The organism is Bradyrhizobium sp., assembly GCF_016213215.1.
Classification (GTDB): domain Bacteria; phylum Pseudomonadota; class Alphaproteobacteria; order Rhizobiales; family Xanthobacteraceae; genus Bradyrhizobium.
Genome location: NZ_JACRAW010000065.1, coordinates 1 through 15,849, shown reverse-complemented (window position 1 = coordinate 15,849; position 15,849 = coordinate 1). Strand labels below are relative to the sequence as shown.

At 63.4% G+C, this 15,849-nt stretch carries 19 protein-coding genes; 13 read left to right on the top strand and 6 right to left on the bottom strand.

Annotated features, from left to right (window positions below; translation table 11 throughout):
• Together HY852_RS11625 and HY852_RS11620 are read left to right on the top strand one after the other, a co-directional pair.
• The coding region (locus tag HY852_RS11625; protein WP_291604808.1) for a cyclic nucleotide-binding domain-containing protein at positions 1 to 355 on the top strand (355 nt) is incomplete at its 5' end.
• Positions 356 to 390: 35 nt separating this feature from the next.
• Complete coding sequence (locus HY852_RS11620) at positions 391 to 1,260, top strand: DUF6537 domain-containing protein (RefSeq protein WP_291604807.1); 870 nt, start codon at positions 391 to 393, stop codon at positions 1,258 to 1,260.
• Positions 1,261 to 1,275: 15 nt separating this feature from the next.
• Here the strand turns inward: HY852_RS11620 and HY852_RS11615 are convergent, their stop codons facing one another.
• On the bottom strand, positions 1,276 to 1,494 hold the full coding sequence (locus HY852_RS11615; RefSeq protein ID WP_291604805.1) for a hypothetical protein: 219 nt from the start codon (positions 1,492 to 1,494) through the stop codon (positions 1,276 to 1,278).
• A gap of 296 nt (positions 1,495 to 1,790) precedes the next feature.
• Positions 1,791 to 3,224: a TAXI family TRAP transporter solute-binding subunit gene (locus tag HY852_RS11610; protein WP_291604804.1), complete on the bottom strand. Its 1,434-nt coding sequence runs from the start codon at positions 3,222 to 3,224 to the stop codon at positions 1,791 to 1,793.
• A gap of 413 nt (positions 3,225 to 3,637) precedes the next feature.
• Between HY852_RS11610 and HY852_RS11605 the strand changes: the two genes are divergently transcribed.
• On the top strand, positions 3,638 to 3,985 hold the full coding sequence (locus tag HY852_RS11605; RefSeq protein ID WP_291604802.1) for a DUF3307 domain-containing protein: 348 nt from the start codon (positions 3,638 to 3,640) through the stop codon (positions 3,983 to 3,985).
• Positions 3,986 to 4,115: 130 nt separating this feature from the next.
• A complete protein-coding gene (locus tag HY852_RS11600; protein WP_291604801.1) occupies positions 4,116 to 4,517 on the top strand; it encodes a hypothetical protein in 402 nt (133 codons plus the stop codon).
• A gap of 11 nt (positions 4,518 to 4,528) precedes the next feature.
• On the opposite strand, the gene HY852_RS11595 is transcribed toward HY852_RS11600, so the two are convergent.
• Positions 4,529 to 4,843, bottom strand: coding sequence for a YkgJ family cysteine cluster protein (locus HY852_RS11595; protein ID WP_291604800.1), 315 nt, complete (start codon positions 4,841 to 4,843; stop codon positions 4,529 to 4,531).
• A 50-nt stretch (positions 4,844 to 4,893) separates the two neighbouring features.
• Positions 4,894 to 5,592, bottom strand: a complete 699-nt coding sequence (locus HY852_RS11590; protein ID WP_291604799.1) for a YafY family protein — start codon at positions 5,590 to 5,592, stop codon at positions 4,894 to 4,896.
• 98 nt (positions 5,593 to 5,690) lie between these two features.
• Between HY852_RS11590 and HY852_RS11585 the strand changes: the two genes are divergently transcribed.
• Positions 5,691 to 5,942 (top strand): hypothetical protein, encoded by a 252-nt coding sequence (locus HY852_RS11585; protein ID WP_291604798.1) that lies wholly within the window; start codon positions 5,691 to 5,693, stop codon positions 5,940 to 5,942.
• A 32-nt stretch (positions 5,943 to 5,974) separates the two neighbouring features.
• Positions 5,975 to 6,703 (top strand): glutathione S-transferase family protein, encoded by a 729-nt coding sequence (locus HY852_RS11580; RefSeq protein ID WP_291604797.1) that lies wholly within the window; start codon positions 5,975 to 5,977, stop codon positions 6,701 to 6,703.
• 3 nt (positions 6,704 to 6,706) lie between these two features.
• Here HY852_RS11580 and HY852_RS11575 read toward each other — a convergent pair whose 3' ends face one another.
• Positions 6,707 to 7,333 (bottom strand): pyridoxamine 5'-phosphate oxidase family protein, encoded by a 627-nt coding sequence (locus HY852_RS11575; protein ID WP_291604796.1) that lies wholly within the window; start codon positions 7,331 to 7,333, stop codon positions 6,707 to 6,709.
• 117 nt (positions 7,334 to 7,450) lie between these two features.
• On the opposite strand from HY852_RS11575, the gene HY852_RS11570 reads away from it, so the two are divergent.
• Entirely contained in the window at positions 7,451 to 8,335 is an 885-nt protein-coding gene (locus HY852_RS11570; protein ID WP_291604795.1) for a LysR family transcriptional regulator, read from the top strand.
• A gap of 6 nt (positions 8,336 to 8,341) precedes the next feature.
• Here HY852_RS11570 and HY852_RS11565 read toward each other — a convergent pair whose 3' ends face one another.
• The gene (locus HY852_RS11565; RefSeq protein ID WP_291604794.1) at positions 8,342 to 8,761 is read right to left on the bottom strand and encodes a PaaI family thioesterase; all 420 of its coding nucleotides are present in this window, start codon (positions 8,759 to 8,761) and stop codon (positions 8,342 to 8,344) included.
• A 410-nt stretch (positions 8,762 to 9,171) separates the two neighbouring features.
• Between HY852_RS11565 and HY852_RS11560 the strand changes: the two genes are divergently transcribed.
• From HY852_RS11560 to HY852_RS11535, 6 genes are all read left to right on the top strand, one after another.
• The gene (locus HY852_RS11560) at positions 9,172 to 10,188 is read left to right on the top strand and encodes a TRAP transporter substrate-binding protein (RefSeq protein ID WP_291604793.1); all 1,017 of its coding nucleotides are present in this window, start codon (positions 9,172 to 9,174) and stop codon (positions 10,186 to 10,188) included.
• A gap of 212 nt (positions 10,189 to 10,400) precedes the next feature.
• The gene (locus tag HY852_RS11555) at positions 10,401 to 10,910 is read left to right on the top strand and encodes a TRAP transporter small permease (protein ID WP_291604792.1); all 510 of its coding nucleotides are present in this window, start codon (positions 10,401 to 10,403) and stop codon (positions 10,908 to 10,910) included.
• A 2-nt stretch (positions 10,911 to 10,912) separates the two neighbouring features.
• Positions 10,913 to 12,232 carry a TRAP transporter large permease gene (locus tag HY852_RS11550; RefSeq protein WP_291604791.1) on the top strand — a complete coding sequence of 440 codons (1,320 nt, stop codon included), beginning with the start codon at positions 10,913 to 10,915 and terminating at the stop codon, positions 12,230 to 12,232.
• A gap of 182 nt (positions 12,233 to 12,414) precedes the next feature.
• On the top strand, positions 12,415 to 12,915 hold the full coding sequence (locus tag HY852_RS11545) for a DUF3237 domain-containing protein (protein WP_291604790.1): 501 nt from the start codon (positions 12,415 to 12,417) through the stop codon (positions 12,913 to 12,915).
• 150 nt (positions 12,916 to 13,065) lie between these two features.
• On the top strand, positions 13,066 to 13,869 hold the full coding sequence (locus tag HY852_RS11540; protein ID WP_291604789.1) for a crotonase/enoyl-CoA hydratase family protein: 804 nt from the start codon (positions 13,066 to 13,068) through the stop codon (positions 13,867 to 13,869).
• On the top strand, positions 13,866 to 15,749 hold the full coding sequence (locus tag HY852_RS11535) for a feruloyl-CoA synthase (protein ID WP_291604788.1): 1,884 nt from the start codon (positions 13,866 to 13,868) through the stop codon (positions 15,747 to 15,749). Before HY852_RS11540 ends, HY852_RS11535 begins: the two co-directional genes overlap by 4 nt.
• Positions 15,750 to 15,849: the final 100 nt, after the last annotated feature.

Genomic DNA, 15,849 nt, shown 5'->3' with positions numbered 1-15,849 from the left:
GGCCGGCGAGGTCCTGTTCTACAAGGACGAGAAGGCCGAGGACATGGCCTACATCGTGAGCGGCCGTTTCAGGCTGGTCGAATCGGGCATCGAGCTGCCGGTCGGCGCCATTGTCGGCGAGCTCGGCATGCTTTCGCCCTCGAACAAGCGCACCCAAACCCTGGAATGTATCGAGTCGGGCGTGGTCCTGAGTGTCGGCTACAACAAGGTCGAGGAACTCTACGTGCAAAATCCAGCCTTCGGATTCTACTTCCTGCGGCTCGCCAGCGCGCGGCTGTTTCAGAACCTCGAAACGCTGGAGCGGCGGCTTGCGCAGCAGAGCGCACCGGTGGCTGCTTCAGTGAAGCCGGCCTGAGTACCCAGGTGGATTGTTTGAACGGGGCTTAAGTCGTGTCGAACGATGGCATCCTGTCCTCGCTGCGCTATCTCTTCGCCGATGTGCTCGGCGGCGAAGACGATCCGCCGCCAGTTCTTCCGGAGGGCCTGCCGGAGGCTGCCAAGCCGATCGTCAACGACGGCATCCAGCTTTTGATCGAGTATCAGGGCACGAGCTACGCCCATCTGTACGTCGACAGGGTGAGCCGCTTCATCGGACGGCCGGGCGTCGATGCGGCCATGCTGTGCGATATCGCGCGATTGATGGCGGAGCGGATGAGCTATGAGGATCCAATCCGGATTGCGGAGTTGAAGCTGGCGGAGCTTGACGAAGGCCGGCCGCCGTCAGCCGAGGTGAAGAAGTTCCGGTTGGATGAATTGATCGGGGCGCTGCCGGCTGCCGTCGCCGAGCCCATCCTTGATGGGCTCGACCTCGTGGGCTGGCGACACAAACGCGTATCCATCCGCTATTCCAACGCCGGCTGGTGGGGCATTCGCCGCCTGAAGCTGGAAGCGGGCCTGAAGCGCTGGCGGCGGTTCTCGATCCGCTATGCGGAAGAGAAGACCTGGGTCGAGCGCTGGCTGCACATGATCTCGCGCAGTCTCGTCAAGCAGCCGAAGGCGGCGTCGGCCGTCATCGACACCGCGACCATGATCAAGGGCTATGGCGATCCTTACCGTCAGGGCCTGGCCGATTGGCACGCGATCATCGACGGCCTGGTCAAGCCGACCTTCGATGGCGTGCTGCCACTGCCGGATCTTGCCGCTGCAATTGCCGAAGCGCGCGCCGCCGTGACGCCGGACCGGCGTCAGATCGCCCTGAAGCGCACGATCGCGCAGATCCGGACCCGGACGCCCGGCGCCGAGGCCGCCGCAACGAGATAGCTTCGGTGGTGGCTGCTACTTGTATCGCGGCGGCTCGTCGTAGCCGCGGCGGCTGCTGAAGAACAACAGCGCCATCAAACCTATGCCGACGATGAGCGAAAACACCACCCCGAGCGTCAGGGCGATGTAGCCCTGCGCCGGCATCGCTTCGCCCGGCACGGTCATGCCCGAATAGGCGAAATAGCCGACCCCTGCGAGCAGGGCCAGCAACACGACGATCAGCAGCGTGCGCATGCGATGCTCCAACTGATTTGCAGCGTGCGGTCAGGGCTGACCCAACCCTCGCGACATGGATGATGATGTGGCTTTGCCTGTCATCGATCTCTCCGCTGATTCAGCAAAACCAACGGCGGCGGCGCGGCGCAGTTCCTGGAGCAGGCCTGAAGGGCCGCGTTATCGTAAACCTGGAACCGGCCTTCCTTCGCGACAAACGCAAAACGGTTTTGCGAAGCTCGTGCTCAATTGCGAAATGGTGTGGGCGCGCACGAAGGCGAGATAACGAAGGCAGGTTCCGGCCGGCGGAAGAACGATCAGCCGCTCTGGGCCGTCTTCACGATAACGACGTTGCTGTCGTCTTGATGGGCGTCGTCCCTGCCGACGCTTCCGCTTTCGCTGGCATGCCGCGCCAGGTGCTCGCGGCGCATGCCGATTTGGTCTCGGACGAATTCATAGCCGAGCTTGAACGTATCGATCCCGTCGGTACTGATGCTGCCGTCTCGCAAACCTATCACCGCGCCGCGCAGGATGTCCTCCAGCTCGTTCTGCAGCGATTCCAGCGCGTCCAGCGTCTGGGCATGCTCTATTCGCTCGCCGATGTTGAGAACGGCGGTAGCGAGTTCGCCGGCCTTCTCCGGCGCGATCCGGGTGATCTTGGCGTAGATCGCCGCGAAGATGGAGCCGATCACGCTGAGGGCGCCGAGGCCGACATACATCAGGTCGCTGTAGCGGTCCACGAACGACTTGGTGTCGTCGTTGATGTATTCGGCGGCACCGGGATGGGCGATGATGAAGGCGTCCTTGTCGGTCTCGGCCGGCTCGATCCTGGAGGCAAAGCCGTTGTCGAGCGCAAGCTCGGACTTGTTCTCGTAAATGATGCGGGCGAGGTCCGTCGCGGTGGCCGTGGATATCCGCGATTGCGTAACCAGCAGCCATTGCAGCCCGACCGTATCGAGGTCGTCGTCGGGAATTTCGGGCGCGGAGGACACCGTGCCGGTGGTGAGCGTCTCCTGCGAAATGCCGGGAATCTTGCGCTCCAGCGCCTTGGCCTCGTCGATCGGGTTCAAGGTGAAGCCGCCGCGCTTGGCCGCCTGTTCGTAGGCCTTGTCCCTGACCGTCCTCGATGTGTGGACGATCGCGATGACCGCGCCGTAGCCGGAGGCGAACAGCTTGTCGAGCGTTGAGCCGGGTGGCGCCATCTGCACCCTGGAGGCCGCATCCGATCCGTCGGCAATGTCGAGGATGTTGCGGACGAAGCTGAGCGAGCTGTCGCTGGCGGCCAGCACCGCGACCTTTTTCTTTTTCAGCTCGGCAAGTGACTTGATCTTCTTGCTGCCGGGACTGAGCAGCAGCACGACGTCGTGCTCCAGGATCGCCAGCGCGCGCGCTCGCGGCGGCACCTTGGCGTCGGTGCGCAGCACCGCAAGGTCGGCTTGCCTGCGCTCGAACTGCGCGAGTGCCCTGGTGTTGTCCGGATTGTTGATGATCTTGAGCCGCAGCCGCGACGAGTTGTTCTTCAGTACGGTCGCGAGCTTGGTCGCGAACCGGGCCTCCTCGCTGTCGGCATCGCCGACAGCGAAGGTCAGCGTTTCGGAATTCCGCAGCCACGCCCGGCCGCCCCACACGGTGGCGAAGGACAAGATTACGGTGAGCAGCACGTAGATCAGCACCTGCTGCTGGTTCGTCCTGAACATATGCGATCGGGCGGCGGGTTGCTCCGTCGGTGGCTTCTGGCCTTCTGTACTCATGGCCTACCCCCGGGTGTCCGGCTTCCATCGCTACCAAAACGGCCGCGGATCGCCTGACGAGATCGTAAATACTTAAAAAAGAAAGACTATTCCCAGTAGCGAATGATAACCGCCTTCAACAAGAATGCAAACCATGGGGCCGGAGTAGCGTTACCCCCTCACAAGTATCGGGGTTATGGGCATGTATGCTCATTGGCCACACCCCGGGTTTTTTCGGGTTCCCGATACGTGCATTCCGGCGCGGGAGATGTCATAAATACTGAGCATCGATCCGGGGTGATTTGGCCGGATCCAACGAGAAGTTGCGTCGAACGCCTCCAGCTTTTCGAGCGTTTTCCAGATCCACGAGGGCGTCAGCTTTGCTTTTTCCACCTATGTCGTCGGCGGTTCCGGTCGGAGCGCTCATTGGATGGATGTTGCTGCTCACCTTCAAGCACATCATCGCCGACTTCGTTCTGCAAAACGGCTGGATGGCGTACGGCAAGGACAGCAAGTCCGGCTGGGCGCTGCCCTTGTTGGTCCATTGTCTGATCCACCTTACGGTGGGAATGATGCTGATCCTGATCGTGGCGCCTCGGTTCTGGTTCGTCCCCCTGATCGACTTCGCCATCCACATGACGATCGATCGCATCAAGGGCTTCATCTCGGCCAATTTCGGCGTGAACCAGGAGCATCCCTGGTTCTGGACCCTGATCGGCGTCGACCAGGCTCTTCACCACTTCACCGATTTCGGCCTGTCGATCTTCATGGCGGTGAACTGAGCCGGACTCTCCCGAGGCGGCCGTTCCGATTCGCAGCGCCGGCGCAAGCACCCCGTGCGACTACCGGGATCCTTGGTTAACCCTTCGTTAGAGTATTGCGCGGCATCTTCCCAAGTCAGGGAGAACCGCAATGTTTTCAAGCCGCGACACCTACGAAAGCGACTTCTGCCCGGTCCGCGATGAACTGCTCGGCGAGATGTACCGCGCCAATGCCAATGGCTTGCCGCGCCTCGTCGAGACTGTCTCTCCCGACGTCAGGGCAAGGCTCGCGCTGTTCTGCTACCGCCGCAGCCATCTGCATTCGCTGGCGCTCGCCATCGCTACGAGCTGCAGCGAGCGTGACCTGGTCGAGGCTGGCGGGCGGGTCGGCGCTACGCTCTTTGCGCAGTCTCGCCAGGAAGAGGCGCGATCCGCACCCTCGCTGGCCAACGGCCGCAAGCCGATCACGCTGTCGACCAAGCCGCTGGCGACCTTCTCGCCGCTCGATGACGACGTCGAGGACGAGGAATTCACGGATCCTTTGACGGCATAGGCCGACACCCTTCAAATCGCCGGCAGTCCGAACTTTCGCCGCGCCATGGTGCATTCGGCGTCACCGGGCATGCAGGTGCGACACACTTCCGGCCGCAGGGCGTAAATCCCGCATGAAGTGGCGACCCCGATCTCGCCTTGAAGCGCCGCGCAGCGGTCGTCCTGGCAGCGCATGCCGGACATTCGCTCGTTGATGAAGCGTTCCGGGATGAGCTCGAGCTCATCATCCGGTTCGATCGAAAAGCGCGGCCAGTTCGCCGAGTAGGCGCAGCAGGCGCCGCACTGCTGGCAGCAGTTCGTTCGGTCGATGGCGGATTCGCAATCCATGCCGTGATCTAGCGTGCGGCACCTCGACGATCAATTCACGAAGCCGCTGATCAGTTGTCTTTCGGGGGACCCCAGACCAGGCTCTGCCGCCATTTCGCCCGCAGCACGTCGCGCCGCTCCGGATATCTCTCGTCGAGATAGGTGGCGTCGATGACCCGATCGGTGCGGAAGCTGCGAAAGTCGTTGCGCAATTCGCACCAGGCGGCGAGCAGCCGCACCGCTTCGAGATAGCCGATCGCGATCGGCCATATGGTGCGCTCGCTGTCGCGGCCCTGCTCGTCGCGATAGCGCAGCGCGATCTTCTTGCCCTCGTGAATCTGCGTCCTTGTCCGTACCATGTCCATGCGGTCCGGCTCGCGGTTCCAGCTCGGCCGCGCGCGGCTTGCCGGTTCCAGCACGAAGGGGCGCAGGCGCTCGGGCACGGTGTCGGCGATCTTCGCCATGAGGTCCTCGGCGGCGCGCGCCAGCGCAGTGTCGGCGTGTCCCGCCACCCATTGCGCGCCTAGTACCGCGGCCTCGATCTCGTCCGGCGTCAGCATCAACGGCGGCAGGTCGAATCCCTTCTCCAGGATGTAGCCCATGCCGGCCTCGCCGCGGATCGGCACGCGCTGGCCGATCAGGGTGGCGATGTCGCGATAGATCGTCCGTTTCGAGGTCTCGAGCTCGGCGGCAATGGCGTCGGCGGTCATCGGTCTGCGGCTGCGCCTTAGCACCTGAATGATCTGAAACAGCCGGTCGGCGCGTCTCATGAGCAGTTCTCTTTCGGCGAGCTCAGCGATGCTGACAGCATGTTGTCAGCAGGAGCCATCTATACCGGGACAACACGCGAACTGAAGAGGGTTTGTCCATGGCCGTTCTCATCAACTTCGGTATTACCGCCTCGTTGTGGCGCGCCCAGTTCTGGGCCTTGCAACGACCCGCCGCCATCGATTGCCTGTTCGGCGATCTCCGTCTTGCTGTCGCTGCCTTCGTCTCGTGGTCCATCCAGTCGGCATGCGAAGCGCTGTTCCGCAGCATCGCCTGCCGTGCCTTCAGGGGGGCGCGGTTCGTCCACGATATCACTGCTGCTGCCACCATGGTGGCAGCAGCCAGACGTTAGCCTTCGGCCATGTTCGGAACTGGGAGCGCCACATGATCACGCTTTACGGCTTCGGCGCCGGCTTCGGCCTGCCTGAAATCAGCCCGTTCGTCACAAAGACGGAGGTCCAGCTCAAGATGGCGGGGCTTTCCTGTCGCAAGGAGCGGGCAATGCCGCCCGCTTCCCCCAAGGGACAGTTGCCCTTCATCGAGGATGACGGCGAACGGATCGCCGACTCCACCTTCATTCGCGCCCATATCGAGCGCAAATACGGCTTCGACTTCGACGCCGGCCTTTCCTTGCAGGCCCGCGCGCAGGCCTGGGCGTTCGAGCGGATGATCGAGCATCATGTCTATTGGGCGCTGATCGGCGCCCGCTGGGTCGATCCGGTCAATTTCGCCAAGGGGCCGGCGCATTTCTTCGATGGCGCGCCGGCGCACCGCCGCGACAAGCTGCGCGAGGACGCGCAATTCCGCGTCGCCGAGAACTATCTCTTGAGTGGCCTAGGCCGCCACGCCCCCGATGACGATGTCGAGCTTGCGGTGCGTTCGCTGCTCGCGCTATCGGTGCAGCTTGGCGGCAAGCCCTACCTGATGGGTGAGATGCCGTGCGGCGTCGATGCAACCGCATTCGGCGCGCTAGCCGGCGTCCTGACGCCCTTCTTTGAGTCGCGTTTGCGCGACCGCGCCGAACATTTCGGGAACCTCACAGCCTACGTCGACCGCATGATGACGCAGTATTATCCCGACTTCGCCTGGACCCCGCTGCGCGCGGCCGCGTGATATTCACCTCGTCGACGCCGGCGGTTGCTTGAGCGCCGCCAGCTCGGCCTCGAGCTCGGCAACGCGCGCCTCGCGTGCGGCGAGCGCGATCGCAACGTCGGCGGCATCGAACTTCTGCGGAATGTGCTGCGGGCAGTTGGTGTCCCAGGCGGAGATCGTGAACAGGATGACCTGCTCCGGCCGCGCCCGGTATTCTCTGGGCATCAGCGACTGCGTCAGCGCCGGATCGTCCTCGACCACGCGGGCCGTGCCCCAGATCTTCACCCGGCGGCGATGGGCATAGTCCATCACGAAGATATACGCGCTGGGATTTTCCGACAGGTTGCCCTGCGTGATGTATTGCCGGTTGCCGCTGTAGTCGGCAAAAGCGAGCGTCTTTTTGTCCAGCATCCTGAGAAAGCCCTTCGGGCCGCCGCGATGCTGGATATAGGGCTGGCCGTCGCGGGAAGCGGTTGCAAGATAGAAGCTGTTGCTCTCGGCGAGAAACGCCGCGAGATCCTCGTTGATCTCCGTGCGCCAGCCCCGCCGCTCGGCCGCAGCATAGGCCTCGCGCGAGCCCTTGCGCGCCTGGATGGCTTTCACGGCCGGCGTAAAGGCGACGTCGCTCGGAAATGAATGCGCGTCGGTCATCTCAGCTTCTCCTAAAGGTGCAGCGTCTCTGCCTGTCCCTGGCCAAGATGGACCTTTCTTGCCCGTAAACAATCAAGCTCCTTGACACTTCTTCGTTGCAGCATATGCAATAATGCCATGGACCGTCTCGATGCCATGCAAGCCTTCGTCACGGTGGCCGACCTCAAGGGCTTCGCGCCCGCCGCGCGCCGGCTCGGGCTGTCGCCCTCGGGCGTGACGCGGCTGGTCGCCGCGCTCGAGGAGCATCTCGGTGCGCGGCTGCTGCAGCGGACCACGCGCCAGGTCTCCCTGACCGACGTCGGTACGCGCTACCTGGAGCGGGTGCGGGCCATCCTCGCCGACGTCGAGGAGGCGGAGAATTCGGCCCAGCAGGAACGAACCCGGCCCTCCGGGCGCCTCGTGGTCTCGGCGCCGTTCGGCTTCGGCCGGCTTCACGTCAGCCCGGTAATGTCGGCCTATCTGAAGCGCTACCCCGATGTCTCCGGCGAGCTCAGGCTTTCGGACAACATCATCAACCTCGTCGAGGACGGCGTCGACCTCGCGGTCAGGATCGGCCATCTCGCCGATTCCTCTCTGGTGGTGCGCCAGGTCGGCGAGATGCGGCGCATCGTGGTGGCCTCGCCCGCCTATCTGAAGGCGCATGGCGAGCCGAAGACCCCGGAGGCCGTGGTCACGCATCAGAGCATCCGGTTCGGACTCTCCACGGACTGGAGCTTCGTCCGGGACGGGCGCAAGCTGCAGGTGGCGGTGAATCCGCGCTTCATCAGCAACAGCGCCGATGCCGCCATTCAATATGCCGAGCAGGGCGGCGGCCTGACGCGGGTGCTGGCCTATCAGGCGGCGGAAGGCGTCAAGCGCGGCCGGCTCAAGATCGTGCTGGCGAAATTCGAAGAGCCGGCATTGCCGATCCACATCGTCTACCCGACCTCGCGCCTGCTCTCGGCCAAGGTGCGCGCCTTCATCGACCTCGTGGTCGAGATCACCAATTGGCGGTTCGGGTGAGGTCGCTTAGTCCTTTTTCGGCACCACGCGAAAGGTGGCGCTGGCGCGCGCGATCACGACTTCGTCGGCCTTGATCAGGCTCTGCGCGAAGCAGATCGTGCTGCCGGTCTTGATCACGTCGCTCTCGACCGCGAGCCACTGACCGATTTCGGCCGAGCCGATGAAATCGACCGAAAGGCTGACTGTCACCAGTGACGACGTCCAGCCCATCACGTGCGCGCAGCTATAGCCCATCGCGTTGTCGGCGAGCGCGGCGATCAATCCGCCGTGAATGAGGCCGCGGGCGTTGGTGTGCGGCCGGGCGAGCCGCAGTCCCATGATCACGGCCTTGTCGGTGCGCCTGGAATAAAGCGGCTCCCAGGGATCGGTGAGGGGACTCTTGCGAAAGTGCGGCTCGAAACCTTCGGGAATGTCGGTTGGCGTCATGCGGTGTGCCTCGCTCTCCGGTTCATCGCCATTCAACTGGATCCCCGTGCAGATTTCACCACCTACAAAGTTTTAAACGAGATTTGCGTCGCCGTTTGAAACGGCTCCATCTGGTCATCACCCGCGCAAGCGGACGATCCCGGTATTTTGGAGGTCCAGTCATAAAATCGTGAGACCAAGGCGGGACCGCATGCCCCGCATTCGCCGGGCATGACCGTTGCCCTGAACGCCGGTCACGGCGACCCTCGCACCGTGCCGCTTTTGTCCGCATTGCTCGCCCCTGCCGCTGCAACAGGCTCTAACCTATTTGCCTCCGGCAGCCATTGCCGGCTTGATCAGGTAATTATCTCATATAACAATAGCCCCAAAGGACCAGAAAAAGGTCCGTGGTCACGAGGGAGAGAATGTCGATGAGGAAAGCGGTTTTGACGTTGCTGCTGGCAGCGTGTGTGACGCCGGCGTTCGGGCAGGAAAAGAACTTCGACCTGAAGATATCGCACTGGGTGCCCGCCTCGCATCCCCTGCAGAAATCGCTCGAAGACTGGGGCGCCGCGGTCGAGAAGGCGTCCGGCGGCACCATCAAGTCCAAGGTGTTTCCGGCCCAGCAGCTCGGCAAGGCCTTCGACCATTACGACATGGCGCGCGACGGCATCGCCGACGTCACTTACGTCAATCCCGGCTATCAGCCCGGCCGCTTCCCGATCATCGGCGCGGGCGAGCTTCCGTTCCTGATCTCGGACGCCAAGGGCGGCTCGATGGGGCTGGACGCCTGGTACCGCAAGTATGCCGAGAAGGAGATGAAGGACGTCAAGTACTGCCTCGCCTTCGTCCACTCGCCGTCTTCCTTTCACTCCCGCACCAAGAAGATCATGACGCCTGAGGACGTGAAGGGCATGAAGATTCGTCCCGCCCACGCGACGATGGCAAATTTCGTCACCTCGCTCGGCGGCACCAACGTGCAGTCCTCTGCGCCCGAGGTGCGCGACGTCATCGAGCGTGGGGTCGCCGACGGCGTCACCTTCCCCTGGGGCTCGCTGCTCCTGTTCGGCATCGACAAGGTGACGAAGTACGACATGGAGGCGCCGCTCTATGTCACCACCTTCGTCTTCGTCATCAACAAGGACAAGTACAACCAGATGTCCGACCGTCAGAAGAAGGCGATCGACGACAATTGCACGGTCGAGATGGCCGGGCAGGTCGGCGAGCACTGGGGCAAGTTCGAGGATGCCGGCATCGAAAAGATAAAGGCCCAATCCGATCACGACGTCTACAAGCTCACGGCGGAACAGACCGCCGCCTGGAAGAAGGCCGCCGAGCCGCTGGTCAAGACCTGGTCCGACGGCGTCAAGAAGAGCGGCGTCGATGCGGACGCGGCTCTGGCGGACCTCAAGGCCTCGCTCAAGAAATACAACGCGCTGGCGCAGTAAAGCCGACGCCATGATCCGTCGGAGGGGCGGCGCCCCCTCTTTCCCGTTCGCGGGAAGAGGGGCGGGGTGAGGGGGAGTCTCCGCAGGGGTACTGGTGGAGAGACCCCCTCACCCGATTTGCTGCGATAATCAACTCTCCCCACAAGCGGGGCGAGGTGATCTGCCGGAGACTGACCAATCAACAACCAGCCTGTGATAGGAACCCATTGCCCATGAAGCGCGCCTGGATGGATCGTTTCATCGACACCATCGAGTGGATCGCGGCCGGATTCGTCGGCCTCGTCGCGCTCAACATCTTCGTGTCCGTCCTGCTGCGCAACACGCTGAACTATTCGATTCCCGACTCCTTCGACATCGGGCGCATGCTGCTCGGCATCCTGATCTTCTGGGGCATCGCCGCGACCTCCTATCGCGGCACGCACATCACGGTCGACCTGGTGTGGGCCAACGTCGGGCCGCGCTACCAGCGCTGGATCGACGTGTTCGCGACCCTGGTCCTGCTGTTCGTGGTGACCGTGCAGACCTGGACGCTGTTCGACAAGGTGCGCGGCACCTACAACGACAACGTCCAGACCTTCGATCTGCACATGCCGACCTGGCCGTTCTTCGCGGTGGCCTGGATCGGCGACGTTTCCGCCGTGCTGTTGATCGCCATCCGCACCTATCGGCTGATCTTCGAGCCCGAAGAGGTGCGCGATCCAAAATTCAAGGCGACGGAGTAAGCATGAGCACGGACGCCGTCGCGATCATCGGATTTGTCTCGCTGTTCGCACTGATGCTGTTGCGCGTGCCTGTCGGCATGGCCATGGGCCTCGTCGGGGTGTGCGGCTTTTCCTATCTCGTCGGCGGTACGCCGGCGCTGAAGATGGTCGGCCAGACCTCGATGCGCACGGTCACGGACTATACGTTCGGCGTCATTCCGATGTTCCTTCTGATGGGAACCTTCGTTTCCAATTCAGGCATGAGCCGTGAGCTCTTCCGTGCCGCCAACGGCTTTGTCGGGCACCTGCGCGGCGGGCTTGGGATCGCGACGGTTGCCGCCTGCGGCGGGTTTGCCGCGATCAGCGGCTCCTCGGTCGCGACCGCCGCCACCTTTTCCGCGGTCGCCTACCCCGAGATGCGCCGCTTCGGCTATCCGCAATCCTTCGCCACCGGCGTGATCGCGGCCGGCGGCACGCTGGGGGCCATGCTGCCGCCGTCGACCGTGCTTGCGGTCTACGGCATCATCACCGAGCAGGACATCGGCAAATTGTTCATCGCCGGCATCATTCCCGGCCTGCTCGCGATGACCATGTACATGGTCACGATCTCCCTGATCGGCTATTTCCGACCCGATTTTCTCCCCGCCGGCAAGAAGATTTCGTGGCGCGAGCGCTTTGCCGGCCTGAAGGACATCTGGGCGCCGGTGCTGCTCTTCATCTTCGTCATCGGCGGACTTTACGGCCTGCCTTTCCTGCCGCGCTTCACGCCGACCGAAGCCGGCGGCGTCGGCGCAACCGGAGCGTTCCTGATCGGCGTGTTCACGCGAAGGCTGGACAGGAGCGCGATCCTGATCTCGCTGCTGCAGGCGACGCGCACCGCGGCCGCCGTGTTCACCGTCCTGATCGGCGCGCTGATCTTCGGCTATTTCCTCACGGTGACGCAGACCCCGCAGAAGGTCACCGAATTCCTCACCGGCCTGGGGCTCGGCAGCTACGGCGTGCTCGCGCTGATCATGGTGATGTATCTCGTGCTCGGCTGCCTGATGGACGCCATGGCGATGATCATCCTCACGGTGCCGATCATCTTCCCGGTGATCAGCCATCTCGGCTTCGATCCGATCTGGTTCGGCGTCATCATCGTAATGACCGTCGAGCTCGGCCTGATCCACCCCCCGGTCGGCATGAACGTCTTCGTGATCAAGAGCGTGGTGAAGGACGTGTCCTTCTCCACCATCTTCAAGGGCGTGATCCCGTTCGTCGTGACCGACTTGATCCGTCTGGTGATCCTGATCGCCTTCCCCCTGCTCGCCACCTGGCTGCCCCAGCGCATGATGGCGCACTGAGTGTGATGAGCTCTTGGTGCCATATCGAACGTGGTTCACCTCTCCCGTTGGGAGAGGTCGCGCCGAAGGCGCGGGTGAGGGGTTACGGCCTCTCATGGGACTTGCGGCCCCTCCCCCGGCACGCTCAGCCGCGCGAGGGCGCGGCCAAGCGCGCCGACCTCTCCCCATGGGGAAGAGCTGAAGTGCCCGCGGTTAGACCATTCAATCCAACTTCATCCCGGTCCAATGACCCCATCCTTGAAACCAGATACGTCTTCACCATCACCGCGCGCATCGGCGACGTCGTCAGCGCCGGCGAGACCGGCATCGGCGTCCGCCGCATCATCCCGATCATCGGCGGCGAGGTGCGCGGGGCCATCAACGGCAAGGTCCTGCCGTTCGGCGCCGACTTCCAGGTCATCCGGCCCAACGAGCTGATCGAGCTGGAAGCGAAATATGCCTTTGAGACTGACGACGGCGCTGTCGTTTATGTCGAGAACAAGGGCATGCGCTTCGGTCCCGTCGATCTGTTACAGAAGCTCAAGCGCGGCGAACCGGTCGACCCTGCGCTGATCTATTTCCGCACCGTGCCGAAATTCGAGACCGGCCACGAGAAGTATCGCTGGCTGATGCAGAACATTTTTGTCGCCTCCGCCGCGCGGCATGCGGACCGAGTCGTGATCGACGTGCATCAGGTGATGTGATTGCGAAACTCGTCCTGCCCCAGGTGGCGGCTGTTACCCCTGGAGAGGCCCTCCAAGGAGGGTGGACCCCGGGCAGCCGCGACCGGTTCTTATTGACTCCACCGGAATTCGTTATAAAACATAACTATTCTTGAAGGACACAATAGATCCATGGGAAACGCCTCTACCGCAGCCGCGGATCCGGCTGCGCTGCTCAAGATCGAGAGGGCAGGTCGGGTACTGACCGTTGGCCTCAACCGTCCGGCCAAGCGCAATGCGCTGAACGATGGCATTATCCTCGAGATCGGCAAATGTTTTTCGCAACTGCCCGAGGACATCGGTGCGGTCGTCATCCATGGTATCGGCGATCATTTCTCATCCGGCCTTGACCTATCGGAACTGACCGAGCATGACGCGACCGGCGGCCTCATTCATTCCCAAATGTGGCACCGGGTGTTCGACCGCATCCAGTACAGCCGCGTGCCGGTCATTGCCGCGCTCAAGGGCGCGGTGATCGGCGGCGGGCTGGAACTCGCCTGCGCTGCGCATATCCGCGTCGCCGAGCCCTCGGCCTATTTCGCGCTGCCGGAAGGCACGCGCGGCATCTTCGTCGGAGGCGGCGGCTCGGTGCGCCTGCCGCGGCTGATCGGGGTCGCGCGCATGACCGACATGATGCTGACCGGCCGCGTCTATTCGGCGACCGAAGGCGCTTCCTACGGTTTTGCCCAGTATCTCGTCGAGGCCGGCGGCGGGCTGGCGAAGGCGATGGAACTGGCCGAGCGGATCGCCTCGAATGCGCCGCTGACCAATTTCGCCGTGCTCCAGGCGCTGCCGATGATCGCGGAAGCCAATCCGCAGACCGGCCTGTTGATGGAGTCCCTGATGGCCACGGTGGCGCAGAGCGACAAGGAGGCCAAGCGCCGGATCCGCGAGTTCCTCGAACACAAGACCGCCAAGGTGAAGCCGAAAAAATGAGCGCACAGGCGAACATCTCCGATCTCGACCGCAACGCGGGCGCCTATCCGCTGCGGCCGATCTCGTTCGGCGATCCCAAGGTCACGATCGAGCGGCGCGACGACGGCACGATCTATCTGCGCCCGGAAAAGCCGCTCGGCGATTTCCCGAGGCGCCTCACCGACCGCCTGCATCATTGGGCGAGCGTCGCGCCGGACCGCACCTTCATGGCCGAGCGCGAAGGCGGCCGCGGCTGGCGCCGGATCACCTATGCCGAGTTGCTCGCTTCATCGCGTCACATCGCCTCAGGCCTGCTCAGGCGCGGGCTGTCGGCCGAGCGGCCGGTGGTCATCCTGTCCGGCAATTCGATCGACCATGCGCTGCTGGCGTTCGGCGCCTTTTATGCCGGCGTGCCGTTCTGTCCGGTGTCGCCGGCCTATTCGCTGATCTCGCGCGATTACGGCAAATTGTCCTACCTGATGAAGCTGCTGACGCCGGGCCTCGTCTTTGCCGAGGACGGCGACAAGTTTGCCGAAGCGCTTGGTGCCAACGTGCCTGATGGCACGGAGATCGCGGTATCCTATGGCGAAGTGGCGGGGCGCGAGGTGACGCTGCTTGCCGATCTGATGGCGACGCCGCTCCATCCCAGGCTCGACGAAGTGCATGAGGCTATCGGGCCGGACACCATCGCGAAGTTTCTCCTGACCTCCGGCTCGACCGGCAATCCCAAGGCCGTCATCAACACCCAGCGCATGATCTGCGCCAACCAGGTGATGCTGGCCGAGACGCTGGCCTTCCTGAAGGACGAGCCGCCGGTGATCGTCGACTGGCTGCCATGGAATCACACCTTCGGCGGCAACCACAACGTTGGGCTCACGCTCTTCAACGGTGGTTCGATGTATCTCGATCAGGGCAAGCCGATGCCCGGCGGCATCGAGGAAACGGTGCGCAATCTTCAGGAGATTTCGCCGACGGTCTATTTCAACGTGCCCAAGGGCTATGAAGCGCTGCTGCCGTACTTGCGCGACGACCAGGCGCTGCGGGCGAAATTCTTCGAGCGCCTGCACGCGATGTTCTTCTCGGGCGCGGCCATGTCGCCCTTCGTCTGGAACAGCCTCGACGAACTCGCCGTGAAGGAGAAGGGCTATCGTGTGCCGATGCTGACCGGGCTGGGGTCAACCGAGACCGCGCCGTTCTTCATGTCGGTCAATCCGCGCACCAGCCGCTCCGGCCATGTCGGGCTGCCCGTGTCCGGCAACGAGGCCAAGCTCGTGCCCAACAACGGCAAGCTCGAGGTCCGTGCCAGGGGCCCGAACATCACGCCGGGCTATTGGCGCCAGAGCGAGGTGACCAAGGCGGCGTTCGACGAGGAAGGCTTCTACTGCATGGGTGATGCGCTCAAGCCGGCCGACCCCAACGACCTGCATGCCGGCTTCGATTTCGACGGCCGCATTGCCGAGGACTTCAAACTCGCGAGCGGCACTTGGGTCAGCGTCGGACCGCTGCGCGCGCGCTTCATCGCTGCCTGCGCGCCGCTGGTGCGCGACGTCGTGATCGCCGGCATCAACCGCGACGAGGTCTCGGCGCTGGTCGTGCTCGACCTCGACGGCTGTCGCCTCATCAACCCGACGCTGCCGATGGACGATCTGGCCCTGACCGCGGCCGATCCGTTGGTCCGCGATGCCTTTGCCGAGCGCTTTGTGCGCTTTCTCGCCACCTCGACCGGCTCGTCGACGCGGATCACCCGCGCCATCCTGCTCGACATGCCGCTGTCGATCGATCGCGGCGAGGTCACGGACAAAGGCTCGATCAACCAGCGTGCGGTGCTGGAGCACCGCAGTTCACTGATCGAGGAACTTTATTCAGCCACACGATCAGACCGTGTCATCGCGGTAGGTTAGAGCAGGATGAGTTTTGGTTTGAATCCATCGGCGCACGCCCTCACCTTACCTCGCCCCGCTTGCGGGGAGAGGTCGGCGCTCAAGCGCCGGGTGAGGGGGG

Excerpts from the sequence above, each read along its gene's own strand:
- HY852_RS11605 (WP_291604802.1), top strand. The coding sequence starts at position 3,638 with ATGTTGCTGCTCACCTTCAAGCACATCATCGCCGACTTCGTTCTGCAA.
- HY852_RS11535 (WP_291604788.1), top strand. The coding sequence starts at position 13,866 with ATGAGCGCACAGGCGAACATCTCCGATCTCGACCGCAACGCGGGCGCC.
- HY852_RS11575 (WP_291604796.1), bottom strand. The coding sequence starts at position 7,333 with ATGACCGACGCGCATTCATTTCCGAGCGACGTCGCCTTTACGCCGGCC.
- HY852_RS11550 (WP_291604791.1), top strand. The coding sequence starts at position 10,913 with ATGAGCACGGACGCCGTCGCGATCATCGGATTTGTCTCGCTGTTCGCA.
- HY852_RS11540 (WP_291604789.1), top strand. The coding sequence starts at position 13,066 with ATGGGAAACGCCTCTACCGCAGCCGCGGATCCGGCTGCGCTGCTCAAG.
- HY852_RS11615 (WP_291604805.1), bottom strand. The coding sequence starts at position 1,494 with ATGCGCACGCTGCTGATCGTCGTGTTGCTGGCCCTGCTCGCAGGGGTC.
- HY852_RS11600 (WP_291604801.1), top strand. The coding sequence starts at position 4,116 with ATGTTTTCAAGCCGCGACACCTACGAAAGCGACTTCTGCCCGGTCCGC.
- HY852_RS11595 (WP_291604800.1), bottom strand. The coding sequence starts at position 4,843 with ATGGATTGCGAATCCGCCATCGACCGAACGAACTGCTGCCAGCAGTGC.
- HY852_RS11560 (WP_291604793.1), top strand. The coding sequence starts at position 9,172 with ATGAGGAAAGCGGTTTTGACGTTGCTGCTGGCAGCGTGTGTGACGCCG.
- HY852_RS11585 (WP_291604798.1), top strand. The coding sequence starts at position 5,691 with ATGGCCGTTCTCATCAACTTCGGTATTACCGCCTCGTTGTGGCGCGCC.
- HY852_RS11555 (WP_291604792.1), top strand. The coding sequence starts at position 10,401 with ATGAAGCGCGCCTGGATGGATCGTTTCATCGACACCATCGAGTGGATC.
- HY852_RS11580 (WP_291604797.1), top strand. The coding sequence starts at position 5,975 with ATGATCACGCTTTACGGCTTCGGCGCCGGCTTCGGCCTGCCTGAAATC.
- HY852_RS11610 (WP_291604804.1), bottom strand. The coding sequence starts at position 3,224 with ATGAGTACAGAAGGCCAGAAGCCACCGACGGAGCAACCCGCCGCCCGA.
- HY852_RS11590 (WP_291604799.1), bottom strand. The coding sequence starts at position 5,592 with ATGAGACGCGCCGACCGGCTGTTTCAGATCATTCAGGTGCTAAGGCGC.
- HY852_RS11570 (WP_291604795.1), top strand. The coding sequence starts at position 7,451 with ATGGACCGTCTCGATGCCATGCAAGCCTTCGTCACGGTGGCCGACCTC.
- HY852_RS11565 (WP_291604794.1), bottom strand. The coding sequence starts at position 8,761 with ATGACGCCAACCGACATTCCCGAAGGTTTCGAGCCGCACTTTCGCAAG.